20 protein-coding genes are annotated in these 21,956 nt (G+C 67.7%); 5 read left to right on the top strand and 15 right to left on the bottom strand.

Translation table 11 applies throughout. The annotated features are described in order from the left end of the window. Positions 1–214: 214 nt before the first annotated feature. The 6 genes from MKI84_RS03005 to MKI84_RS03030 all read right to left on the bottom strand — a co-directional run bounded on the left by MKI84_RS03005 (position 215) and on the right by MKI84_RS03030 (position 9,508). Positions 215–4,480: a translocation/assembly module TamB domain-containing protein gene (locus MKI84_RS03005; RefSeq protein WP_241616458.1), complete on the bottom strand. Its 4,266-nt coding sequence runs from the start codon at positions 4,478–4,480 to the stop codon at positions 215–217. Further along, entirely contained in the window at positions 4,480–6,462 is a 1,983-nt protein-coding gene (locus tag MKI84_RS03010) for an autotransporter assembly complex protein TamA (protein WP_241616459.1), read from the bottom strand. The genes MKI84_RS03005 and MKI84_RS03010 overlap by 1 nt, the downstream gene beginning before the upstream one ends. Positions 6,463–6,686: 224 nt before the next feature. Further along, the gene (parA, locus tag MKI84_RS03015; protein WP_241616460.1) at positions 6,687–7,328 is read right to left on the bottom strand and encodes a ParA family partition ATPase; all 642 of its coding nucleotides are present in this window, start codon (positions 7,326–7,328) and stop codon (positions 6,687–6,689) included. A 94-nt stretch (positions 7,329–7,422) separates the two neighbouring features. Continuing rightward, complete coding sequence (locus MKI84_RS03020) at positions 7,423–8,127, bottom strand: L,D-transpeptidase (protein WP_241616461.1); 705 nt, start codon at positions 8,125–8,127, stop codon at positions 7,423–7,425. A 213-nt stretch (positions 8,128–8,340) separates the two neighbouring features. Next, positions 8,341–8,940: a flavin reductase family protein gene (locus MKI84_RS03025; RefSeq protein ID WP_241616462.1), complete on the bottom strand. Its 600-nt coding sequence runs from the start codon at positions 8,938–8,940 to the stop codon at positions 8,341–8,343. A gap of 4 nt (positions 8,941–8,944) precedes the next feature. Then, positions 8,945–9,508, bottom strand: coding sequence for a nitroreductase family protein (locus MKI84_RS03030; RefSeq protein WP_241616463.1), 564 nt, complete (start codon positions 9,506–9,508; stop codon positions 8,945–8,947). Between the two features lie 284 nt (positions 9,509–9,792). Between MKI84_RS03030 and MKI84_RS03035 the strand changes: the two genes are divergently transcribed. Beyond that, positions 9,793–10,785, top strand: a complete 993-nt coding sequence (locus MKI84_RS03035) for a hypothetical protein (RefSeq protein ID WP_241616464.1) — start codon at positions 9,793–9,795, stop codon at positions 10,783–10,785. A gap of 99 nt (positions 10,786–10,884) precedes the next feature. After that, a complete protein-coding gene (locus tag MKI84_RS03040) occupies positions 10,885–12,012 on the top strand; it encodes a DUF2336 domain-containing protein (protein ID WP_241616465.1) in 1,128 nt (375 codons plus the stop codon). Positions 12,013–12,021: 9 nt separating this feature from the next. Here MKI84_RS03040 and MKI84_RS03045 read toward each other — a convergent pair whose 3' ends face one another. After that, complete coding sequence (locus MKI84_RS03045) at positions 12,022–12,840, bottom strand: NAD kinase (RefSeq protein WP_241616466.1); 819 nt, start codon at positions 12,838–12,840, stop codon at positions 12,022–12,024. Between the two features lie 31 nt (positions 12,841–12,871). Between MKI84_RS03045 and cutA the strand changes: the two genes are divergently transcribed. Next, positions 12,872–13,207 carry a divalent-cation tolerance protein CutA gene (gene cutA / locus MKI84_RS03050; RefSeq protein WP_241616467.1) on the top strand — a complete coding sequence of 112 codons (336 nt, stop codon included), beginning with the start codon at positions 12,872–12,874 and terminating at the stop codon, positions 13,205–13,207. 15 nt (positions 13,208–13,222) lie between these two features. Here cutA and MKI84_RS03055 read toward each other — a convergent pair whose 3' ends face one another. From MKI84_RS03055 to MKI84_RS03090, 8 genes are all read right to left on the bottom strand, one after another. Continuing rightward, on the bottom strand, positions 13,223–13,480 hold the full coding sequence (locus MKI84_RS03055; RefSeq protein WP_241616468.1) for a DUF3297 family protein: 258 nt from the start codon (positions 13,478–13,480) through the stop codon (positions 13,223–13,225). Positions 13,481–13,552: 72 nt separating this feature from the next. Next, complete coding sequence (locus MKI84_RS03060; protein WP_342593609.1) at positions 13,553–13,813, bottom strand: cupin domain-containing protein; 261 nt, start codon at positions 13,811–13,813, stop codon at positions 13,553–13,555. A 92-nt stretch (positions 13,814–13,905) separates the two neighbouring features. Next, the gene (locus MKI84_RS03065) at positions 13,906–14,904 is read right to left on the bottom strand and encodes an MBL fold metallo-hydrolase (protein ID WP_241616469.1); all 999 of its coding nucleotides are present in this window, start codon (positions 14,902–14,904) and stop codon (positions 13,906–13,908) included. A gap of 112 nt (positions 14,905–15,016) precedes the next feature. Next, positions 15,017–15,607 (bottom strand): hypothetical protein, encoded by a 591-nt coding sequence (locus MKI84_RS03070; RefSeq protein ID WP_241616470.1) that lies wholly within the window; start codon positions 15,605–15,607, stop codon positions 15,017–15,019. A 38-nt stretch (positions 15,608–15,645) separates the two neighbouring features. Continuing rightward, positions 15,646–16,443, bottom strand: coding sequence for an ABC transporter permease (locus MKI84_RS03075; RefSeq protein WP_241616471.1), 798 nt, complete (start codon positions 16,441–16,443; stop codon positions 15,646–15,648). Further along, positions 16,440–17,477, bottom strand: coding sequence for an ABC transporter permease (locus tag MKI84_RS03080; protein ID WP_241616472.1), 1,038 nt, complete (start codon positions 17,475–17,477; stop codon positions 16,440–16,442). Before MKI84_RS03080 ends, MKI84_RS03075 begins: the two co-directional genes overlap by 4 nt. Before the next feature lie 89 nt (positions 17,478–17,566). Beyond that, entirely contained in the window at positions 17,567–18,643 is a 1,077-nt protein-coding gene (locus MKI84_RS03085) for an ABC transporter ATP-binding protein (protein WP_241616473.1), read from the bottom strand. Between the two features lie 154 nt (positions 18,644–18,797). Beyond that, the gene (locus MKI84_RS03090) at positions 18,798–19,925 is read right to left on the bottom strand and encodes an extracellular solute-binding protein (RefSeq protein WP_241616474.1); all 1,128 of its coding nucleotides are present in this window, start codon (positions 19,923–19,925) and stop codon (positions 18,798–18,800) included. A 430-nt stretch (positions 19,926–20,355) separates the two neighbouring features. On the opposite strand from MKI84_RS03090, the gene MKI84_RS03095 reads away from it, so the two are divergent. Continuing rightward, positions 20,356–21,102, top strand: a complete 747-nt coding sequence (locus MKI84_RS03095; protein WP_241616475.1) for a TerC family protein — start codon at positions 20,356–20,358, stop codon at positions 21,100–21,102. 128 nt (positions 21,103–21,230) lie between these two features. Continuing rightward, on the top strand, positions 21,231–21,926 hold the full coding sequence (locus tag MKI84_RS03100; protein WP_241616476.1) for a sulfite oxidase-like oxidoreductase: 696 nt from the start codon (positions 21,231–21,233) through the stop codon (positions 21,924–21,926). Positions 21,927–21,956 lie beyond the last annotated feature (30 nt).

A 21,956-nucleotide genomic window follows, 5' to 3' on the forward strand; every position in this document is an offset into this window, starting at 1 on the left:
GGCCCGAGATCTCACGACCTACGCAACCGCAGAGCGCTGCGCGTCAGACCGGCCACGCGGTTGAATCACGCCTGTCGCGACGCGGGAGCGATGCGGTGCCTGGAGCGCCCGGCTTCGCAGGCAGCCGGGATTTTCCGACGTTGCGCTTCAGCCGATCATAGAGGCCAGACGGCGGCTGCGAGCCAGCGCGACAGAGGCGCAGGGACGCCCGCCCTCAGTAATCCCACTGCGCGCCGATGCCGACTTCCGCCGAGCCATCGGCGCCGGTCGCGCCTTGCAGGCGAATGCGGTTGGTCACGTCGACATCCACCGTCACCCGGCTGGAGTTCGGCGTGGTGCCCTGCCGCACGCCGAGATAGATGTTGTCGTTCAGCCGCTTGCCGAGGCCGACCTGTCCGCCGGTGCCCGCGGAGTCGGTGCCGACATCCAGCGCGTCAACGCCGAGGGAGCGGCGCACGCTGTCGAGCATGCCGGCGCCGCCGGAAAACTGCGCGATGGTCTGGGCTACCTGCACCGCCTGGCCGGCTGTCAGCGAGCCGGCCGAGCGTCCGAACATCAGCCGTGCCAGCACTTCGTCCTGCGGCAGGGTGGGTGTGGAGGTGAAGCTGATCTCCGGCTGGGAGGCCGGGCCGGTGACCAGGATCCGCGCGGTCACGTCGGCGCTTGTGGTTTCGGCGACGAAGTCCAGCTCGGGATCGGTGCTGCCGGCAAAGGTGACGCGCCCGCGCGTGAAAGTGAGACGGCGGCCGAGAATGTCGAAGCTGCCCCGCCGCATCTCGAAGGCGCCGTTGGTCACCGGAGCCGCGGAGGTGCCGGTCACGCGGATCTCGCCGCCCAGCTCGGCATTGATGCCGAGGCCGCGCACGAACACATTGTTCGGAGCCGAGACGGTGAGGTCGAGCGGCATGCCGCCGCTGGCGGGCGCCCGACGGCTGGCAGCGGCACGACCGGCCGTGCGGCGCGTGTTGCGGGGCCCGGCATTGACATGGCGCACATTCAGGTTCTGCACACCGCCGGGGAAGCGGTCGGGAATGTTGACGTCAAGCGCCCGCACCACCAGCCGGCCGGTGATGCGCGGATCGACGAGGAACGCGCCCTCGACCGCGACCCGGCCCTCGGCGACGAGACGCATCAGGTCGCTATTGATCAGGCCGGCATTGGTGAGGTCCACCTCGATGCGGCCGGGGAAGCCGGCGGCCGCGTCCAGCCCGACATTGCCGCGCCCGCTCAGGCTGCCGCCATTGGAGGTGCGCGCGGAGAAGGAAGTGACGGTCACCGAGCGCTCGCTGCCGGTGAGCACGGCGGTGATCTGGTCGAGCGCCACGCCGTTCACGCTGTCGTCGAAACGTCCGCCCGAAACACGCACTGTGCCGCCGGCGCGAGGCGCGGCCGGGGTGCCTCGCAGCGTGGCGTCGATATTGGCGATGCCGGAAACCCGCGCTCCCGATGTGGCCAGCGCCGTGTTGGCGATGGCGAGATTGACCGCGCCGCGAATAGCGAGGTCCAACTCGCCGGCCGCCACCGGCACCGAGCCGGTGATGGTCAGCGCCTGCAGGTTTTGCCCGGAAATGGTCGCGCGTATGCCGGCGCGGCCATCGGCCAGCGTTCCCTGCGCGGCGATGTCGAACGGGCCGGCACCTTGCTGCGCGAGCACGGGCGAACTCAGCCGGGTGATCCGCAGCTCGTAATTCCCGCCGGGGGCCGCCGGCGTGCCGGTGATGCGGGCATTGCCGGCGAGCGTGCCGGACAGGCCGAGGCCGGGGGAGGCGAGGTCGGCAAGCGCCAGCGGCAGGGCGCGCAGGTCGACATTGAGGTCGAGCCGCTGGCCCGCCGAGCCGGAAACCGTGGCGCTGCCGCCGCCGGTCGCAAGCGCGAGGCGGTCGATGGTAACGGTGCCGTCGACGAGGGTGAAGGTGGCCGGCGCGCTGGTGGCGACGCGCACCCCGGTGCGCTCCGCGGTGAGCCGGTCGAGGCGCAGGACCGCACCGCCTTCGCGGGGGGTCAGACGGCCGGCGGCGCGCAGCGTGGTGCCTTCGGCGAGCGCATCCACGGTGAGATCGGTGCCTTCCAGGCCGCCCTTGGCAACCACCGACGCATTGGCGATCCGCACGCCCGAAGCGTCCACGCCGCTGAGATTTATGGTGCCGTCGAGCAGGGGAATCCCGGTCGGGTCGGTGACGGTCGCATCGATGCGCGCGCTCCCGACGCGCTGGCCGGCGGCCGCGATATCCGCGCCGTCGGCCTTCACCGCCACGCGCTGCCGGCCCTCATCACTGCTCAGCGTCACGTCGGCATTGAGCTGGCCCGCGAGCGGGGTCAAGGCGAGGGCGGAGAGGTCCGCGAGATTACCGGCCGCGACGATGAGCCGGCCGTCAAGGAGGCCGGACGCTTCCGTGAGGGTGAGGTCGCCCTTGGCGTTCACTGAACCGATGGCGACGTCGAGGCCCCGCAGCCGGCGGGTGCCGGGCTCGCTGGAGAGCGCGCCGCTACCCGTGGCGGGGCGGCCGGCGACATCGCCGGTGAGCCGGAAGGTGCCGCCGACATTGCCTGTCAGGTCGGTCGCGTTCAGGTCGAGCGCCAGGTTTTCGATCGGCTGCTTCATCGCGGTGCCGCGTGGAATCTCGATCCGCGCCGTCGCGCCCAGATTGGCGAGATCGCCGGTGAACGCGGCCTGCGCGTTCATGGCGCCGGTCAGTCGGGGGTCGAGGCGGGAGAGGTCGCTGAGCGCCACACTGGCCTGGAGATCCGCCAGAGTCTCGGCGATGCGGCCATTGACATCGAGTTGAAGTCCGTCGGCGATCAGCTTGAGATCGTTGATGGAAATCGCATTGGCGCCGCCGCGGGCGAGCGCGCCTTCCAGCGTCGTGGTGCGGCCGAACAATTCGTCCACGGCGGCGATACCGGTGGAAATACCGGAGGTGCTGCCTTTGACGTCGAGACTGATGCGGCTGAAATCGGCGCTCGCATCCACTGTGATGTCGGCCCGTGCCTCGCCCGCCAGTGTGCGGCCGGCAAGCGGGGACAGTGCGGCGAGGTTCAGCCGCTCCAGATGCAGGGTGCCGTCGATGTCGCGGGCGTCCGCGGTTCCGGCGAAGCGGGCGGTGAGCGCGGTGAGTTCGATGGCGAGCGCGGTGAGAACCGGCTCGCCGCCGGCCGGCCGGTTGGCCGTCGCGGAGAAGCGTCCGGTGGTACCAAGCGCGCTGGCGACCTGCGGGTCGGAGGCCGAGAGGCCCGAGGCGTCACCTGTCACGGTGATGGCGAGGTTGCCGGCCGGGTCGGGTACGGTGCCGGCGGCCAGTGTCACCGTCTGGGCGCCGTAGCCGGCGCCGGAGAGGCCGGAAGCGGCCACATTGGTCACCAGCGTCGGCGCCTGCAGCGTGCCCTTCAGCGTGCCGTCCAGGGCGACCGAGCCCCAGTTCACGCCCGGCGCCAGCGCGGCGAAGCGGGCGGCCTCACCCAGCGTGACATGGAAGGCGAGGTCCGGGATGTTGGCGGACGCATCGAAGGTTCCGGTGGCGGAGGCACCGAAGCCGGCGGCACGCGCGGTCGCGGTCTCGATGGTGACGAGGAGGGCCGGATCGACCAGCGCCGCGCCGGCGAGTTCCGTGCGTCCCTCGAACAGCGGGGCGAGATCGGCCGGCAGCAGCTTCGCCATGTCAGCATCGAGAGCGAAGGTGACACGATGGCCCTGCGGAACGGCGCGGATGCCGGCAACGCCGCCGATCTGCGCCGCATCGCCCGCGGAGAGGTTCAGCCGGCCGTCCCACGCATCGAGCGTGCCGGTGCCCTTGAGCGTGGCGTCGAGTTCGGGGAGGCCGTCCATGCCGGCGGCGCGTGCGATCAATCCGCCGGCAGGTTCCTGCGCCGTGAGGTCGAGGTCGAGCTGCCCGGTCTCGGGCGCAAACCGTGCGGTGCCGGCGATCTTGCCCGGCGCGTCGTGGCGTTCCAGCGCGAAATCGAGCGACAGCGCGCGGCCCAGCGCGGCGAGGTCGGCCGAGGCCTGGAGCGAGAGCGTCGCCTCATGGCCGACCACCGGCTCGGCCAGCGCGATCTCGTCGATGGCGAAGCGGGCGACATGAACCGGCAAGGCGAAGGAAGACCCTTCGCTGGCGGGCTCCACCGGGGTCTGCGCGGGCAGCGGCATCCGCGCGACCGCGACCTTGGCGATATCGAGCGCGGTCACATCGACCCGCCCGCTCAGCAGGGCAAGCGGGCTCCAGTCGAGGCGGATGGCATCGATGCGCGCGAATTCGCCCTCGCGGTCGGCGAGCGTGACCGCGCCGACGCTCATCTGCGAAGGGATGAAGCCGCCGATGTCGGAAATCTCGATCCGCAGGTCCGGCGTCGAGGCCAGCGAGGAGGCGAGGCGCGCCAGCACGGACTTGCCGGGCCCGGTCTGGATCGCGCCGAACAGCAGGGCGAGCAGAACCACCAGGCCGACGACCAGATAGGCGAATGATTTGAGGATGCGCCTGACCATCAGAACGACTGCCCCAGGCTGACATAGATGCCGTACGTGCCGTCTTCCGGGCTCGGATTGAGCGGGAAGGCGAGATCGACGCGCAGCGGGCCGATGGCGGTGTAGTAGCGCAGGCCGATGCCGGCGGAATATTTCATCTCGTCAAAGTCCGGCAGTTCGGAGGTAAAGGCCGAACCCATATCCAGGAACGGCACCACGCCGATGGTGTCGGTGATCCTGATGCGCGCTTCCACGGAGGCCTCGAAGAAGCTGCGACCGCCAATGATCACGCCGTCGGCGTTGCGCGGGGAGGCCGACTGGTAGTCATAGCCGCGCAGCGAGCCGCCGCCGCCGACATAGAACCGCCGCTGCGGCGGGATGTCGTCGAGGCTGGCGCCGAGCACGCTGCCAGCGGCGACGCGGCCGGCGAGGATGTAGCGCTTGCGCTCGTCCAGCGCGTAATAGGTCGAGGCCGAGCCCTTCAGCATCGCCGGCCCGCCCCCGGAATCGCCGAGATAGGCGAAGGGCTCCACCGTGCCGGAAATGCGCCAGCCGCGCGAGGGATCGAGGTCGTTGTCGGTGCTGTCGTAATTCACGTCGATCGGCACACCGGCGATGAAATAGTCATGGGTGCCGGTGGTGTCCTCGACCTGCGACTCTTCGAGGTCGATGCTGACCTGCATGGAGAGTTGATCGTTGAAGCGATGCCGCACGCCGGCCAGCAGCGTGATGGCCTCGTTGACATAGGCGTTGGTCACCTCGCGGAAAACCGCGGCCTGCGCGATCAGGTCATCCTGCGCGGTGTAGATGCCGGGCTTCATGAAGGAGGCCGCGAGCCGATAGCCGAACGGGTCGGCATCCGGCACCGCCTCTGGCTTCTGGCCGAACCACGACACCTGCGAATCCAGCCGCAGCGTCTCGCCGCCGCCGAACAGGTTGCGATGGCCCCAATAGGCGTTGATGGCCGAGCCGTCCGTGCTGGAATAGGTCGCGCTGAAGCCGACATAGCGCGGCTTGCGGGCGGTGACCTCGATGGTGATCGGGAGGCTCCCGTCAGGCGCGAGATGATCCGCCTCGACCAGACGCACGCCCGCGATGGCCTCGTATTTCAGCAGCCGCCGACGCAGCCGGTTCAGCACCTCCGGCGAGTAGGGCGTGCCGGGCGCGATCTCGACCCGCTCCTCGATAAAGCCGGGCGTGAGGAAATCCGCGCCTTCCACGGTGAAGCGACCGAAGGTGGCGACCGGGCCGGGCGAGACCAGTATCGCCACATCCAGCTTGCGCGTGGCGTGGTCGGCCACGACGTCCTTGTCGACCACACGGGCGAAGGGGTGGCCGGAGCGGCGCCAATGATCCACCAGCACGCTTTCGGCCCGCACGATCGCGCTCGCCAGCGCCGGCTCGCCGGGCTGAAGGTTCAGCACATCAAGGGAAGGGGCGTCGGCCAGCGGGCGATGGGTGGCGGCGTCGAGGATCTGTACCTTGCCGAAGGTGAAGACCGGGCCGGGATCGACATCGATGCGCACCGGAACCGGCCCGCGCTTGCGCGCCGCCTCCAGCAGGTCGAAAATATTTGGCGCGTCCGGCGCATTTCCGGCCAGTGTGATGCGGATCACGCCGGCATAATGGCCGAGCGAATAGAGCGCGGCGTTGATGTTGCCCTCATCCGCCCGCGCGCGGCGCACCAGCCCGGCGGCGCCGGAAGGCGGGCGGTTCTTGAGCGACTCGAGGTTCGAGGCGTCGGTGACGGCATTGCGCAGATCGCGGTCGCCGCCGCGCACCTCGATGTCGACGCTGTAGGGCAGCGCATCGATGGTGGGCGCCTCGCTTCCGGCCGTGCGCTGCGGATTGAACAGGTTCAGCAAGGAGTTGAACAGGCCGGGTTGCTCGGTCGCCGCGCCGGCGCTCTCCTGCGCAATGGCCGGAAGGGGCGCGGCAATCAGGGCCACCGCGCTGAGCGCGAGCAGGCTCCGTGACTGTTTTTCATTCGACGCCCGATACACCAACGACAACATCCGACCAGTACAAGCCCCGCGAACGCCGAAACCGATGGCGACCCACGGGATCGAGGCGGGCCCGAAGGACCGCGAGGAACCATGAAGCCGCGAACCTAATCCGCGACGATGAACAATGGCTTGCTGCCGGGCAGCTTATCCTGATTGCCGCGTGACGGCCGCGACGTCAACCTCAGCCGTGGACGCAACGGCATCAGGGTGCCGTGGAGCGGTCACAGTCGCAGATGCTGGCGCAACTCCAGCGCGAGCGCCTCGACCTCCAGCGCGCCCTTGCTGCCCGGCGCGGTCTCCATGATGGTCAGTCCGTCGCCCATGCTGGCGGCAAAGCCGGTGCGGTTGCCGAGCCGCACCTCCGCCGCCGGATGACCGAGAGAGCGGATGGCCTCGGTGATTTCCTGCGTCAGCGCCACGCGCTGCACGGCGCGGTTGATCACCAGCAGCGAGGCCTTGCCCTCCTTGGCGATCATTTCAAGCGTCGGCCGGGTGGCCCACAGGTCGATCGGGGTCGGCTGGACCGGCACGGTGACGATATCGGACACCTCGATCGCGGGGCGGGATTCCACGTCGGATTTGGGCGGGGTGTCGATCACGACAAAATCATAGTCGCGCGCCAGGCTGCGCGCCTCGCGACGCGCGCCCCAGCCGCTGGCGGTGCGGAAGACGAGGCCGGTTTCGTCCTCGCCCAGCGTCTGCTCGCGGGTCTCGAACCATTCGCCGAGGCTGCCCTGCGGGTCGCAGTCCAGCAGGGCGACGCGAGCGCCGTCGCGCGCCACGGCGACGGCGATGTGGGCGGCGAGGGTGGTCTTGCCCGATCCGCCCTTCTGCTGCGCAATCGTGATGATGCGGCCGCTCATGCCTGATGCTCCCTTGCCCAAGGGGAGGTTTGCACCGCAACAGCCGCGCCGCAACCGCTAATGCAGCCGCGACGCCGGCTTATCCGGCGATCAATCAGACCGAGGCGCCGGCTCCCAGCACCACGACGCGGGTGCCGACCGGGATGCGGTTGTAGAGATCGATGGCATCCTGATTGATCATGCGGATGCAGCCGGAGGACACGTTGGTGCCGATGGAATAGGGCTCCAGCGTGCCGTGGATGCGGTACAGCGTGTCCTTGCCGTTCTGCCACAGATACATGGCCCGTGCACCGAGCGGGTTGGACAGGCCGCCGGCAACGCCGTCGCCGCTTTGCAGCTTGCTGAGCTGCGGCTTGATGTCGGGCCGGCGCTCGATCATCTCCTTGGGCGGATACCAGTCCGGCCATTCCTGCTTGGAATTGATGGTGGCGACGCCCGACCAGGAAAAGCCCTGCTTGCCGACGCCGACGCCGTAGCGCATCGCGGTGCCGCCGGGCTGCACGAGGTAGAGGAACTTGGCCTGCGGATCGACGATGATGGTGCCGGGCGGCTCCTTGCCCGAATAGGGCACCTGCCGGCGCAGATAGGCCGGATTGATCTGGGAGGTGTCGACGCCCGCGATGGGGTAGCGGTCCTGCACCGGCCCATAGCCGCCGCCCGAGCCGGCATAGCTCATGGCGGGGGAGATGGGCTCCACCGGGGCGCGGGCCGACGTCGTGCGGTTGCAGCCGCCGAGGGCGACGGCGATGCCGGCAAGCGATAGGCCGGTCAGAAAGGTGCGGCGATCAGGGGTGCGCATGGTCTACGACTCTCAACCGGACGGGGTGCCCGCAATTAATTGCGATTATGCCTAACAAAACCTTACCGGCGATCGTCAGCCGTGCCGCGGATATAAACGCGCAGCTGGCGGAATGTTCGATCAAATGCGCTTGTGCGCGCATGTCCATGCGTCATCTGTCGCGCAAAAGGCACGCATCAGGTGCCGATCGTGCCGGCCGGGAGGCAAACCGCGCTATTTCGGCCGCGGGATCGAGCGCACCTGATCAACCCAGGCGTAATCGAAATAGCCGGCGCGGGCGAGCGGCTGGAGCCGTTCGGTGCGCACCAGCCCGTCCTCGATGAAGCGTTCGTCGAGATGCACGCCGACGATCTCGCCGAGCGTCAGCAGTCGGCCGGACCACGCGCCGTGACGGTCCTTGATCTCGATGATCTCGATCAGCACGCATTCCAGCGCGGCGGGAGAGGCGGCGACGCGCGGTGGCTTCACCAGCCGGGACGGGGCAGTGTCCAGCTCGGCGAGGTCGAACTCGCTGTCCTCCGGCCCGATCGGCCTGGAGGTGAGGTTCACCTGCTCGATCAGATCGTGGGTGGGAAGGTTCCACACGAACTCGCCGCTGTCGCGGATGTTGCTGACCGAGTGCTTCCAGCCATCGCTGGAGAAGGCGAGGATGGACGGGTTCTCGCTCACGAGATTGAAGAAGGAGTAGGGGGCGAGATTGGCGGTGCCGTGCGGCGACAGGGTGGAGATCCAGCCGATGGGACGCGGGGCGACGATGGCTTTCAGCGGATCGTGCGGCAGGCCGTGATTGCGCCGGGAAGGTTCGTAGAACATCGGGTCAGAACCTCGTCACGATGGCGTCGAGCGCGGGGCGCGGGCGGTCGTCCTGCGGCCGGGCGAGGGTGCCGATATGGACGAAGCCGACAATGCGCTCCTCCTCCGACAGCCCGAGTCCGGCGCGCACGCGCGGGTCATAGGACTGCCAGCCGGTGAGCCACACCGCCGCGTAGCCGAGCGCATGGGCGGCGAGCACCAGCAGCGTGCAGGCAGCGCCTCCGGACAGCAGCTGCTCGAACTCGGGAATCTTCGCGTGCGGCACGGCACTGGAGACGACGGCGACGACCAGCGGGGCCTGCGTCATCCGCGCCCGCTCAATGGCGAGACGGTCGGAATCGGCCTGCGGGTTGTCGGCCGCGAACACGCCGGCGATGACGCCGCCAGCCCGCGCGCGCGCCTCGCCTTCGAACACGATGAAGCGCCACGGCGCCAGCTTGCCATGATCGGGCACGCGGGAGGCAATGGTCAGCATCTCCTCGATCTCGGCGGGCGAGGGGCCGGGCTCGGCGAGATCGAAGACTTTCGGGCTCTTGCGCGTCTTCAGCAGGGTGCGGGCGTCGATCATGGTCCATCCTTAGTGGTGGAGCCCTCGGGTAGCATGGCACGCGGCGCGCTCCAAGGCGGACGGGCGCCGGTCCCGCCTTGGTGATACGCCGCGCGGTGACTTGAATTCGCCCCGGTTTGGGGGCACGAAAGCGCGGCATGCGACACAGAACCCACCCCGCGACCTCCCGTTTGCTTCAAGCATTTCCGTGCACGGCCGCCGCCCTGGCGATGCTGGCGGCCGGGGGGACGTGTGTCCGCGCGCAGAACGCCGCGCCGCTTAATTCCGGCACGCTGACGCAGGCCATGCCCTTCGTCGGCACCCAGTCGCCGACCGGGCAGTTACCCTCGCGCGTGGGGCCGCCGCAGCCGCTCACGCCCGGTGGACGCGCCAACCCGAGCGACCCGCATGCCATCCTGCCCCAGCCACCGCCCGGCAAGGCCGCGATCGGCATGAGCGCGCGCTTCGGTGCGGCCGAGCCGCTGGTGCCGCGCGGGCTGGTGTGGCGCATTTTCGCCGACCAGCCGGAAACCTCCGGCGCCTACCCGCTGGTGGCTGAGGCCGCCGAGCCGGCGCCGGTGTTCTTCCTGTCGCCCGGCGGCTATGTGGTTCATGTCTCCTACGGGCTCGCCAGCGTGGCGCGCCGCATCGTGGTGGGCGACGATTCCCGCCGCGAGCAGATCATCATGTCGGCCGGGGCGGTGCAGCTCCAGAGCGACGTCGACGACAAGCCGATCCCGCCCGAAAAGATCAGCTACGATATTTTCGAGGGCAGCTTCCTGCAGGGACGCGCCTCAAGCCGCCCCTTCTATCGTGGCGCGAATTCCGGCGATCTCATCATACTGCCGGCAGGCGACTATTACGTGGTCTCGACCTATGGCGACGGCAATGCGGTGATTCAGGCCGACATCGCGGTCGCGGCCGGCAAGGTGACCGACGCGACGCTGCATCACCGCGCCGCTGAGGTGACGCTGCGGCTGGTGCAGGCCAAGGGCGGCCAGCCGCTGCCGGACACGCAATGGTCCGTGCTTTCGCCGGGCGGCGACGCGATCAAGGAATCCAGCGGCGCCGTGCCGTCCTTCGTGCTGGCGGAAGGTCGCTACCAGGCCATCGCGCGCTATGACGGCAAGACCTATTCCAAGGAATTCGACGTCGAATCGGGCAAGGACCAGCCGGTCGAGGTGACGATCGGCGAGCAGATCACGGCGCCCGCGTCCCCGCAGGTCGATGGCGGCGACGGGCTGGAAGGATCCGGTGACGGCGATCTCGGGGTGAGTGCCGAGGGCAGCGGCGACTGAGCGGCTTATTGCGGCCTGCCCGGCGGTTATGGTCAACGCTTTCTTAAGCTGCACCGGGTCACCATCCGACCACCGAAGATGATCCGACGGGTGGCTGCCATGATCGTGCGACAGTTTCTGCTCTGGGCCCGTACCGCTCCCGCCAATGTTCGCGCACAGGCGGCTTCGGCTCTGGCGCGGGCTTACCTGCGGGCCGATCTCGGGGCACAGGATCGCGCCGAGCTGGAAGAGGCGCTGCCGCTGATGATCGTGGACCCGGCGCCGCAGATGGGGCTGGCGCTGGCCGAGGCGTTCTGCCGCCACCCGTTGGTGCCCGTCGACATCGTGCTCTCGCTGGCAGCGAACGAGGGCGATGCCGGGCTGATGATGCTGGCGCGCTCGCCGGTGCTGCATGAACGCGAGCTGATCGAACTGGTGGAAACCGGATCGCCGGCCCGGCAGGCCGCGATTGCCAGCCGCGAGGGGCTGGTCGCGCCGGTCGCCGCCGCGATTGCCGAGGTCGGCCATGCCGCCGCCTCCCTGACGCTGGTCACCAATGCCTCCGCCGATATCCCGGGCTTCGCGCTGGCACGCATCGTCGAGCGCTTCTCGCACCTGCCGGCGATGCGCGAGGCGCTGCTGGCGCGCCCCGGTCTGCCCGCTGCCGCGCATCATGCGCTGATCCGGGCTGTGGCCGGCGCGCTTACCAGCTTTGTCTCGGAACGCGACTGGATGGGAACGGCCGACGCCGCGCGGGTTGCGCGCGAGGCCTGCGAGCGGGCGACGCTGACCTGCGCCGACGGGCGCGAGGATGCCGACGTGCGCGGGCTGGTCGAGCAGATGTACCGGAACGACCAGCTCACCCCGGCTCTGGTGCTGCGTGCGCTGCTGTCCGGGCAGGTGCGGCTGTTCCTCGAAGCGGTCTCGGTGCTCTCCGGCCTGCCGACCGACCGGGTGGCGGCGCTGGCCGCCGACCGCTCGGGTGCCGCCTTCCGCGTGCTCTATGATCGGATCGGGCTGCCGCGCGGCGCCTATGTCGCCTTCCGCACCGCGCTTCAGGTGATGCAGGCGGAGAGCTATGTCGACGAGGGCGAAGGTACCGCCGGCCTCAAGCGCCGCATCGTCGAGCGCGTGCTCGACCAATATGCCGGGCTGGGCGAGACGCAGGGCAGCGGCAAGCTGATCGAGGTGCTCCAGCGCTGGCAGGCCGAGGCAATCCGCGACGCGGCCGACCGTCAGGCGGCGTGAGGCGCCGTCTCAGTCGAACTGCTCGCGCAGGATGCGCTCCTCGATCGAGTGATCGCGGTCGACCAGCATGATCAGCGTCGAGTTCGGATCGAGGCGCGCGCGCACGGCGACGGCGTTCAGCACCTGAAAATGGTCCGCCGTGGCATTGACCGGGCGCTTTTCCGATTCCAGCACCGCGATATCGACCCGCACACGGTCCGGCACCAGCGCACCGCGCCAGCGCCGCGGGCGAAAGGCCGAGATCGGCGTGACCGCCAGCAGCGGCGTGCCGATCGGCAGGATCGGGCCCTGGGCCGAGAGGTTGTAGGCGGTGGAGCCGGCGGGGGTCGCCACCAGCACGCCGTCGCAGATCAGCTCCTCCATGCGCACCTTGCCGTCGATGGCGATGCGCAGCTTGGCGGCCTGATAGGACTGACGGATCAGCGACACCTCATTGATCGCCGGCGCGCGATGGGTGCGCCCGGACGTATCGGTGGCTTCCATCATCAGCGGGTGGATCACCACGCGCTGCGCGGCGGCGATGCGCGCGGGCAGGTCCTCGTGACGATAGGAGTTCATCAGGAAGCCGACCGATCCACGATTCATCCCGTAGATCGGGATGCCGGTGTCGCGGAAGCGATGCAGCGTCTGCAGCATGAAGCCGTCGCCGCCGAGCGCCACCACGATATCCGCATCCTCCGGGGCGACATTGCCATAGCGCGCGACCAGCTCGGCGCGGGCCTGCACGGCATCCGTCGCCTCGCTCGCGACAAAGGCGATTCGGCCATATGCTGGTGCCTCGGGGGCGTCTGTCGCGGAAGCCGAGGCGGGACGGGCGACTTCGTTCATCGTGGACGGGCCCGATCGCGGGGTTTCGAGGATGGCGCCACATAACGGCTATGGCACGGTACTGATCTATACGACCTGGCCAAGCCCCGTCGAGGCCGAGGCCGCCGGCAGGGCCATCGTTGCCGATGGGCTGGCGGCCTGCGTCAATATACTGCCGGGAATGGTATCGATCTATCGCTGGCAGGGCGAAATCGAGCGGGCGCAGGAGACGGTGATGCTGCTCAAGACCCGCGAGGACCTCGCCGAGGCGGTGGCGCAGGCCGTGCGCGCGCGCCATTCCTACGAGGTGCCGGCCATCCTCTTCCTCCCCGTCTCCGGGGGCGACGAGGCGTATCTCGACTGGATCGAGGCGGAGACGGAAGAGTAGCGAGGCTACCGGCCGTCAGCCTTCAGCCTCGCGCAGATAGGGCTCGACCGGGCCCTTGAGCTTGACCGTCATCGGGTTGCCGGCGCGGTCCTTGGCCTTGCCGACCGAGACGCGGACCCAGCCCTCGCTGACGCAATATTCCTCGACATTGGTCTTCTCGACGCCCTTAAAGCGGATGCCGACGCCACGGGCGAGAAGCTCCTCATTGTAATGGGGGCTCGACGGGTCGCTGGAGAGGCGGTCGGGCAGGGCGGCGGGGACGGTATCGTTCATGGCATCCTCGGCAAGGCGAATGGATCGGCCGGCACACATAGCCTCATGCCGCCGGCCTGCCAATCGCCGCGCTCAGCTTTCGTCGAACCACACCGTCAGCCAGACCGTCGGCATACCCGCCGCGGTCTCGTCCACCCGGTGGCGCCGGAGCGGCGCGATCAGCAGATGATCGCCCGGCAGCAGGCGGCGCGGTGCCGCTTCATCCTCGAAACGCAACCATGCCTCACCGCTGACCAGCAGCACCCATTCCGCCTGCGCCTGCTCGTACCAGAAGCCGGGCGGGCTCGACTGGCCCTGCGAGACGATCCGCTCGATGCGCAGCCCCGGCCGCACCAGAAGATCCTGGACATGCTCGGCCGAGGCGGGGAGATCGCCCAGTGCGGCGAAAAGGTTGCCGGCCCCGGCCGCGTGGTCGTCCCCGGCGCTCAGAGCACGGGGTTCCAGGGGGCGGGAACCAGCCGGTAGCCGTTCCCGGCCTTCTCGATGAAGCCGGTGGCCGGGAAGAAGAAATGATAGCCGGTAAGCTGCATGCGCTCGGCCGCCAGCATGTCGTAGACCTTGCGCCGGGTCTCGATTGCCTTGGCGGCGTCCATGTCGAAGGTCACCTGCCATTCCGGGTTGGGCACGAACAGCGCCGGCGTGTTGGTGATGTCGGACTGGACGAAAAGCTTGGCATCGCCGGAGGCGACCACATAGGCGGTGTGGCCGGGCGTATGGCCGGCGGCGTTCACCGAGGTGATGCCGGGGGCGATCTCCTTGTCCCACTCATAGGGCTTCACCCGGCTGTCGGTATCCTTGAACACCTTGCGCACATTGGCGAAGGCACCCTTCATCGCCTCCGGGGCGCGGCTCATCTGGCCCTCGTCCATCCAGAACGCCCATTCCGGCGCGGGAACGAGGATTTCGGCGTTCGGGAAGGCGAGCGAACCGTCTTCGGCGCGCAGGCCGTTAATGTGGTCGCCATGGAAATGGGAAATGACCACGGTATCGATATCGGCCGGCTTCACCCCGGCCCAGGCGAGATTGGCCATCAGCTTGCCGACCGGGGCATTGGCGCTCTGCGGACCGTTGCCGGTATCGATCAGCACCCGCTTGCCGCCGGTGTTCAGCAGCATCGGGTTGAACTGGATGGTCATCTGGTCCTTCGGCAGGAAGGCCGCCTCCAGCGCGCCATTGACCTCATCGCGGCTGGCGTTCTTCACGAAGCCGTCGGCCAGCGGGAAACTGCGCGCGCCGTCATTGATCGCGGTGATCTCGATATCGCCGACCTTGTAGCGGTAGAGGCCGGGAACCTGCGTGCCGGAGCCGGTCTGGGCGTGGGCTGCACCCGACGAGCCGACGAGAGCCGACAAAGCGGGCGCGCCGGCGAGGAGGGGCAGGCTGGCGGCACCGGCGAGAAGCCCGCGGCGGGTTGTATCGGTCATCGCTTCCTCCTGAACAGGGTGGCGCCGGGCATGAGCCGCGCGCGAGAGAAGCTAGTCGGGCCATGGTGCAGGGTCACGCCGCAACGGTTCACGTTCGGGTGAGGCCGGGCCGTCAGAAGCTGTGTTTGAAGCCGAATTCGAGACCGTTGTAAGACGGCTCACCATCAGTCCAGTCGCGCTCCACAAACACCGTCAGCGTGTTGTGCGCGTCGAGGTGGAAATTGAGGCCGGTGGCGATTTCGGGGGTGTCGTAGTCGTTCGCCGTGTCGAAGGCGTTGCGGTAGCGCAGCCGCGCGATGGTCCAGCTCACGGACTGGGTCAGCGGCACTTCGGCGGAGACGGTGAAATAATAATAGGTGAAGTTCGAAGAGTCGTCGTTCTCGATGAAATGCTGGCCGATGCCGGCCATGCCGGTCAGGCTCAGCTTATCGAATTTGTGGGTGTAGCCGATCGCCGCCTGGACGTTCACCTTGTAGTCCGAGGTGTGCGCGGTGTCGTAATATTTGGCGCCGCCGGAGATCACGACATTATTGTCGAAGACATGAGAGAGCGACAGGTCCCAATCGGTGGATTTGGTGGTTCCGAAATGGTCCGGGTCGCGCTCGGTGGTGACCGTGCCGCCGATCGTGGTACTGCCGGCCCAAGCTGGCGTGACGGCCAGCGCGCCCACCAGAAACGCCGCCACCGGCCCCATTCTTTTCATGCCGAACCCCTCTTCCGCTCGCCATTCATAGCCTTGAATCAGCGCTTGGGCTTGCCTTTCAGCACGACATAAGCGCTCGCGGCGAGCAAGGTCAGCACCACGAAGATGACGCCGACAACATTGATCACCGGCGACAGGCCGAAGCGCAGGCGGGAGGCGATTTCCGTCACCAGCGTCCACTCGCCGCCAATGGCGAAGACAGTGGTGTTGTAGTTCTCGAAGGATTGCAGGAAGGCCACGACCGCCGCCGTGAAGGCGGTCGGGGCGAGGAAGGGCAGGGTGATGCGGCGGAACACCAGCGTGTGGCGGGCGCCGAGATCGAGCGCCGCTTCTTCCAGCGTGCGGTCCTGCCGCTGCAGGCGGGCGAGGAACAGCAGCATGGCGTAGGAGGCGATGAAGCTGGACTGTGCCATGACCGCGACGAACAGCCCGCCCGGCACGCCGAATTCCCGCCAGAAGATCAGGCTGGAAATGCCGAGGATGATGCCGGGCGTCAGCACCGGCGACACCAGCACGGAATAAAGGAAGGTGCCCGAGCGCTCCGATAGCCGGGTCAGGATCAGCGCGCCGGCGAGGCCCGCCGGGATCGACACCGCGATCACGCCCAGCGCCACGATCACCGAATTCAGCAGCCCCTTGAGCAGGCGCTGGTCATGAGCCAGCGCCACGAACCACTCCAGAGTGAAGCCCTGCCACTGGGTGACGGACGGGTAGGGATAGGCATTGAACGCCGCCGCCGACATCACCGCCAGCGGCAGGAACAGATACAGGCAGAACAGCCCGACATAGATGTTCAGCACCAGCCGGGCGGCAGGGCTCTCGGTGGCGGTGCTCATTTCGCGATGTCCCTCAAACCGACGCCGAACAGGCGCATCATGATGAGGATGAAGGCCGTGCACACCACCAGCAGCGACACCGCATAGGCCGAGCCCATGTTCCAGTTGTTGCTCTCATAGAACTGGCGGTAGACGAGCTGGCTGAACCAGTCGCCGCCCTGTCCCCGCGTCATGATCACCGGCACCGAATAGGAGCCGGCGGAGAGCATGAAGGTCATGATGCAGCCGACCGCGATGCCGGGCTTGGCGTGCGGGATGATCACGCGGCGATGGATGCGCCAGGTGGAAGCGCCGAGGTCGCGGGCGGCTTCGATCTGGTTGCGGTCCAGCGTCTCCAGCGTGTTCACCATCGGGAACACCATGAACAGCACATAGGTGTAGATCATCGCCAGGAAGACGGCGGAGGGATTTTCGAGGAACGGAATCCACTCGCGCGCGTCGAGGTCGATGAAGCCGGCCCAGGCCAGCAGGCCGTTGATGACGCCGCGATAGTCGAGAATCATCAGCCAGGCATAGACCCGCAGCAATTCGTTGATCGCGTAAGGCACGATCAGCGCCACGGTGAGGATCACCGTCTTGCGCGGGCCGCTCGCCAACGCCACCGCATAGGCGATGGGGTAGCAGACGATGAAGGCCAGCAGCGTCACCAGCAGCGCGTAGAAGATCGTGCGCACGAAGATGTAGAGATGCAGGCTGCTCATCCGGGTGAAGTTGGCCAGCCCGTACATCTTGGGCGGGTTGGTCTCCTGCGCTTCGAGCGTCGCGATCTCGGTCCGCTTCTGCTCCAGCGTCGATTCGATCGCGGCGCGCTTTGCCGGGTCGGTGGCGGTGTTCGCGTCGAGCTCGATCACCGCGATCTCGTTATAGAGCCGGTCGATGCTCAGCGTGATGTCGCCGCCGGATTCGCGCCACCACAGCGACTGTTCCAGCATGGCGCCGATCGGCACCACGATCAGCACCAGCACCCAGGCGACGGTGATGGCGCAGATCAGCGCCGCGAGGAGCTTGCCATAGGCGCGCGCGAGGCTAGCCATGACGCGATCTCCTCGTCGCGCCATGGCTAGCGATATTCGCCAACGCGTTTTCTTCACGCGAACCGGCTGCCACTTCGCTTGAAAACGCTTCAGCCATTGGCGAGGGCTCCTTCCGCGAACACCAGCGCGTCGTCGCGCCCGAAGGACAGCACCAGGTCCTCCGGCAGGTCGCGCACCGCCGGGCCATTGGGCATCGTGACCATGAAATGCTGGCCGGCGGCCTCGCAGTCGAGATTGATCGAAGGGCCTTCGAGATGACGGGCGACGAGTTTTGCCGGCACCGAATTGCCGGCATTGCCGCCCAGCGCGATACGCTCGGGCCGGACCATGACCAGTGCCTCCGCGCCCGCACCGATCTCGGCCCGCAGCCGACCCTCGACGCGCCCGACAGCGGTTTCCACCGTGGCGATGCCGTCAATGGTGCGCATCAGCTTGCCGCGCAGCACGTTCTGTTCCCCCACGAAGGTCGCGACGAAGGGGGTGGCGGGCTCGGCATAGAGCTGGTCGGCGGTCGCCACCTGCTCCAGCCGGCCGCGGCTCATCACCGCCACGCGGTCCGACATGGCGAGCGCCTCGCCCTGATCGTGGGTGATGTAGATGAAGGTGATGCCGACCCGGCGCTGGATGGCGCGCAGTTCGGTGCGCATGTGCTGGCGCAGCTTGAGATCCAGCGCGGAGAGCGGCTCGTCCAGCAGCAGCACGGAAGGCTCGACCGCCAGCGCGCGGGCGATGGCGACGCGCTGGCGCTGGCCGCCGGACAGGTCGGACGGCTTCTTGTCGCCATAGCCGCCAAGCGCGACCAGATCGAGCAGTTCCTGCGCGCGCTTCAGCCGGTCGGCCCTGGAGACGCCGCGCGCCTCCAGCCCGAAGGCGACGTTCTCGGCGACGCTCATCAGCGGGAACAGGGCGAGGTTCTGGAAGATCAGCGCGGTCGGACGCTGGTTCGGGCCCTTGCCCACCATGTCCTCGCCGCCGATCAGCACCCGGCCTTCCGTCGGCTCGATGAAACCGGAAATGGCGCGCAGGATCGTGGTCTTGCCGCAGCCGGAGGGGCCTAGGATCGAGAAGAATTCGCCGGCCTCGATGGTGAGATCGAGAGGCTGCACCGCGGTGGCGTCGCCGAAGCGGATCATCACCTTGTCGAGACGAACGTCCTTGCCGCGCATGGAAACACCACCAGCCACGTTATCTGCCGTCCTGGCCGGGCGTGTCCCGGCCAACCACGTCGTCCGGGGCCATCCGGCTGACAGGCGTGGATCCCCGGGACACGCCCGGGGATGACGTTGGAGGCGGAAGGCCCGGGCGTGCCGGGCCGCGCGATCAGCTGTTGGTGAGCTTCTCGACGAACTCAGAGCGCAGCTTGGCGTAGAAGTCGGTCTGCATCGGCCACCAGAACAGGTTGTCGATGGTGCCGGCCGGATAGGCCGCCTCGAAGGCCGAACGCGCTTCCGCCGACAGGTAGTTCTCGGCCTTCACGGCGCAGCTGTTATAGCCGGTGGTGTTGGCGAACAGCGCGCCCACTTCCGGCTGATAGAGGAAGTTCGCGAAGGCATAGGCCTGTTCGAGATTGGCCGCGCCCGAGGGAATGGCCAGCGTGTCGGTCCAGGCGAGGCCGCCTTCCTTGGGCATGCCGTACTTCCAGTTCGGGCTGGTCTTGCGGCCGAGCAGGATGCCGGTGGTGTCCCAGGTCTGGCCGATGGTGCAGCCCGCGTCGGTGAAGGCGGCGGTGGCCTCCGTCGCGTTGTTCCAGTAGGCGCCGATATTGCCCTTGTGTTCGAGGATGAACTTCAGGCAGCCCTCGAACACGCGGCGGCTCTCGGCTTCCGACTTGTAGAGGTCGAGGCCGCGGTTGCTCTTGAGCGTGCCGTTGGCGTCGAGATAGAGCGCGACGCCGTTGAACACCGACTTCTGGCGGATCGCGGTCTGCTTGGGGTGATCGGCGAGCCACATGTCGCCATAGGAGATGTCGCCGGACACCTTGCCGGGGAACTTGGTCGAATCCCAGGTGATGCCTTCCGTGCCCCAGTCGAAGGGCACGAGGAAGCGCTTGCCGCGATGGGCGGCGCCGAGGGTCAGCGAGTTGCGGTAGATCGAGGGGATGACCTGCGCCGATTTGAACTTCGCCTCGTCGATCGGCTGCAGCAGGTTGTCCTTGTAGTAGTTCGGGCCGGTGTCGACCGACGGGAACAGGATGTCGAAGCCCTTGCCGCCGGCGGCGCGCAGCTTGTTCTCGGCCTCCTCGTTGGAGCCGTAGGTCGACAGGTTCACCTTGATGCCGGTGGCATTGGTGAAGTCGGCCAGGATGGTGTTCTTGTCGAAATAGTCGCCCCAGGCATAAACGGCGACCGAGCCGGAGCTGGCCAGCGCGTCATGGGCGCGCAGAACGGCGGGAGCGGCGAGCGCGAAGGCGCCGGCCTTCATGATGTCGCGGCGGGAAAAACGGGTCATTCTAACCTCCCAGAGGCCCCAAGGGCGAAACCGGGTCCGCTCTAGTTCGGGGCGATGAACGAACGATGACACGCTCCCGCGAGCCTAGAAAGCGCCCGTCGCACACGAACAGTGGCCATGTCGCATTCGTTCAACAGTTACCGAAGGGCGGAAGAGGCTACCAGCAGGGGGTGCGACAATCTGTCATGGCCCGGGACGGATGGAAAGTGCGCGGGTCTCCACTAAGTTCCGCCTACCCGATGATCCGGGCCCCTCTGACGCGAGCCTTGCCGGCGTTCGCGTGATGTCGGATCGATTTCCGATGTCATGCTGGCTGGAGAACCGTGTCAAATGCTACCGCAGCACCGTGAATCGACCTGTACCCCGGAGAAACGGATGTTTCCCCGGCCCATTCGTGCGTTTATCTGATTAGCGCGGGGGAGGGACACTCATGACGGAATATCTGCTGCAGCTTGCCGCCAGCCCGGAAGCCTGGGCGGCGCTCATCACCCTGATGGCCATGGAAGTCGTGCTCGGCATCGACAACCTGCTGTTCATCTCGATTCTCACCAACAAATTGCCTGAGGACATCCGGCCCCGCGCGCGGCGCATCGGCATCGGGCTCGCCCTGATCATGCGCCTCGGCCTGCTGTCGACGGTTGCGATCATCGTGCAGTTGGTGCACCCGGTGTTCACGGTGTTCGGCCACGCCTTCTCGTGGCGCGACCTGATCCTGATCGCCGGCGGCCTGTTCCTGGTGTGGAAGGCGACCAAGGAAATCCATCACGCGATGGCGCCCCATGAAGAGCAGGAAGCGGCGCTCGGTGGCACGCTTCAGATGAGCTTCAGCGCGGCGATCGTGCAGATCCTGATCCTCGACCTGGTGTTCTCGGTCGACAGCATCATCACCGCCGTGGGCATGACCGAGCACATCCCGATCATGGTGATCGCGGTCATCGTTGCGGTGCTCACCATGCTGCTGGCCGCCGGCCCGCTCGCCAACTTCATCAATCGCAATCCGTCGATCGTGATGTTGGCTCTGGGCTTCCTGCTGCTGATCGGCACCACGCTGATCGCGGAAGGCTTCGGCGCTCACGTCTCGAAGGGCTACATCTACACCGCCATGGCGTTCTCGGCCGGTGTGGAGGCGCTGAACATGATGGTGCGCCGCCGCCGCCCGGCCGGCGCCGGCCACTGACCAACCGAAACGGCGGGCCTCGTGCCCGCCGTTTCTCAATTTCGTGACGCACCGAGCGTGCGATCCTCGAATCCGGAGCGGCGAGGCGATGCTATATTCGCCCGGCTATCCGCCTGAGGAGACCCGCGATGACAGACGAGCCCCCCGCGCCTGATGAGCTTGCCGGCGGTGACCCGCCCCCGGACAGCAAGCTCACCCGCACCAAGCGCGCCTGGGCACAGGCCGGCAAGTTCCTCACCGGCAAGGTCACCCGCGAGGATGACGAGCGCCTGCCGCCCGGCCAGCATCTGGTCAAGGACTGGCCGGTGCTCGATCTCGGTCTTCAGCCGGACATTCCGCTCAACCACTGGCGCTTCGATGTCACGGGGGCGGTGGAGGCCCCGATCTCCTGGGACTGGCCGACCTTCCAGTCCCATGCGCAGAGCCATCTCGTCACCGATATTCACTGCGTCACCACCTGGTCGCGCTACGATAATCGCTGGGACGGCCTGCTGGTGCGCGACCTGCTCGACATCGTGATGCCGAAGCTGGGCGCCAGCCACGTTCTGCTGCACAGTTTCGACGGCTACACCACCAATCTCGCCCTGGAGGATTTCGCCGCCGAGGACGCGATGCTGGTGCATAGCTGGGAGGGCAAGCCGCTCAGCGTCGCCCATGGCGCGCCGATGCGCCTCGTGGTGCCGCATCTCTATTTCTGGAAGAGCGCCAAGTGGCTGCAGCGGATCGAGTTCCGCACCTTCGACAAGCGCGGCTTCTGGGAGGAAAACGGCTACCACAACCACGCGGACCCGTGGAAGGAAGAGCGCTATTCCGCCGACGAGTGAGCAACCTCATTACTCGCCCCCACTCATCAC

It is taken from the genome of Ancylobacter gelatini (genome assembly GCF_022601675.1).
Classification (GTDB): domain Bacteria; phylum Pseudomonadota; class Alphaproteobacteria; order Rhizobiales; family Xanthobacteraceae; genus Ancylobacter; species Ancylobacter gelatini.

Excerpts from the sequence above, each read along its gene's own strand:
- MKI84_RS03075 (WP_241616471.1), bottom strand. The coding sequence starts at position 16,443 with ATGAGCACCGCCACCGAGAGCCCTGCCGCCCGGCTGGTGCTGAACATC.
- MKI84_RS03045 (WP_241616466.1), bottom strand. The coding sequence starts at position 12,840 with ATGAACGAAGTCGCCCGTCCCGCCTCGGCTTCCGCGACAGACGCCCCC.
- MKI84_RS03080 (WP_241616472.1), bottom strand. The coding sequence starts at position 17,477 with ATGGCTAGCCTCGCGCGCGCCTATGGCAAGCTCCTCGCGGCGCTGATC.
- MKI84_RS03005 (WP_241616458.1), bottom strand. The coding sequence starts at position 4,480 with ATGGTCAGGCGCATCCTCAAATCATTCGCCTATCTGGTCGTCGGCCTG.
- MKI84_RS03035 (WP_241616464.1), top strand. The coding sequence starts at position 9,793 with ATGCCCTTCGTCGGCACCCAGTCGCCGACCGGGCAGTTACCCTCGCGC.
- MKI84_RS03090 (WP_241616474.1), bottom strand. The coding sequence starts at position 19,925 with ATGACCCGTTTTTCCCGCCGCGACATCATGAAGGCCGGCGCCTTCGCG.
- MKI84_RS03095 (WP_241616475.1), top strand. The coding sequence starts at position 20,356 with ATGACGGAATATCTGCTGCAGCTTGCCGCCAGCCCGGAAGCCTGGGCG.
- MKI84_RS03070 (WP_241616470.1), bottom strand. The coding sequence starts at position 15,607 with ATGAAAAGAATGGGGCCGGTGGCGGCGTTTCTGGTGGGCGCGCTGGCC.
- MKI84_RS03085 (WP_241616473.1), bottom strand. The coding sequence starts at position 18,643 with ATGCGCGGCAAGGACGTTCGTCTCGACAAGGTGATGATCCGCTTCGGC.
- MKI84_RS03020 (WP_241616461.1), bottom strand. The coding sequence starts at position 8,127 with ATGCGCACCCCTGATCGCCGCACCTTTCTGACCGGCCTATCGCTTGCC.
- MKI84_RS03030 (WP_241616463.1), bottom strand. The coding sequence starts at position 9,508 with ATGATCGACGCCCGCACCCTGCTGAAGACGCGCAAGAGCCCGAAAGTC.
- parA (WP_241616460.1), bottom strand. The coding sequence starts at position 7,328 with ATGAGCGGCCGCATCATCACGATTGCGCAGCAGAAGGGCGGATCGGGC.
- MKI84_RS03025 (WP_241616462.1), bottom strand. The coding sequence starts at position 8,940 with ATGTTCTACGAACCTTCCCGGCGCAATCACGGCCTGCCGCACGATCCG.
- cutA (WP_241616467.1), top strand. The coding sequence starts at position 12,872 with ATGGCGCCACATAACGGCTATGGCACGGTACTGATCTATACGACCTGG.
- MKI84_RS03100 (WP_241616476.1), top strand. The coding sequence starts at position 21,231 with ATGACAGACGAGCCCCCCGCGCCTGATGAGCTTGCCGGCGGTGACCCG.
- MKI84_RS03055 (WP_241616468.1), bottom strand. The coding sequence starts at position 13,480 with ATGAACGATACCGTCCCCGCCGCCCTGCCCGACCGCCTCTCCAGCGAC.
- MKI84_RS03065 (WP_241616469.1), bottom strand. The coding sequence starts at position 14,904 with ATGACCGATACAACCCGCCGCGGGCTTCTCGCCGGTGCCGCCAGCCTG.
- MKI84_RS03040 (WP_241616465.1), top strand. The coding sequence starts at position 10,885 with ATGATCGTGCGACAGTTTCTGCTCTGGGCCCGTACCGCTCCCGCCAAT.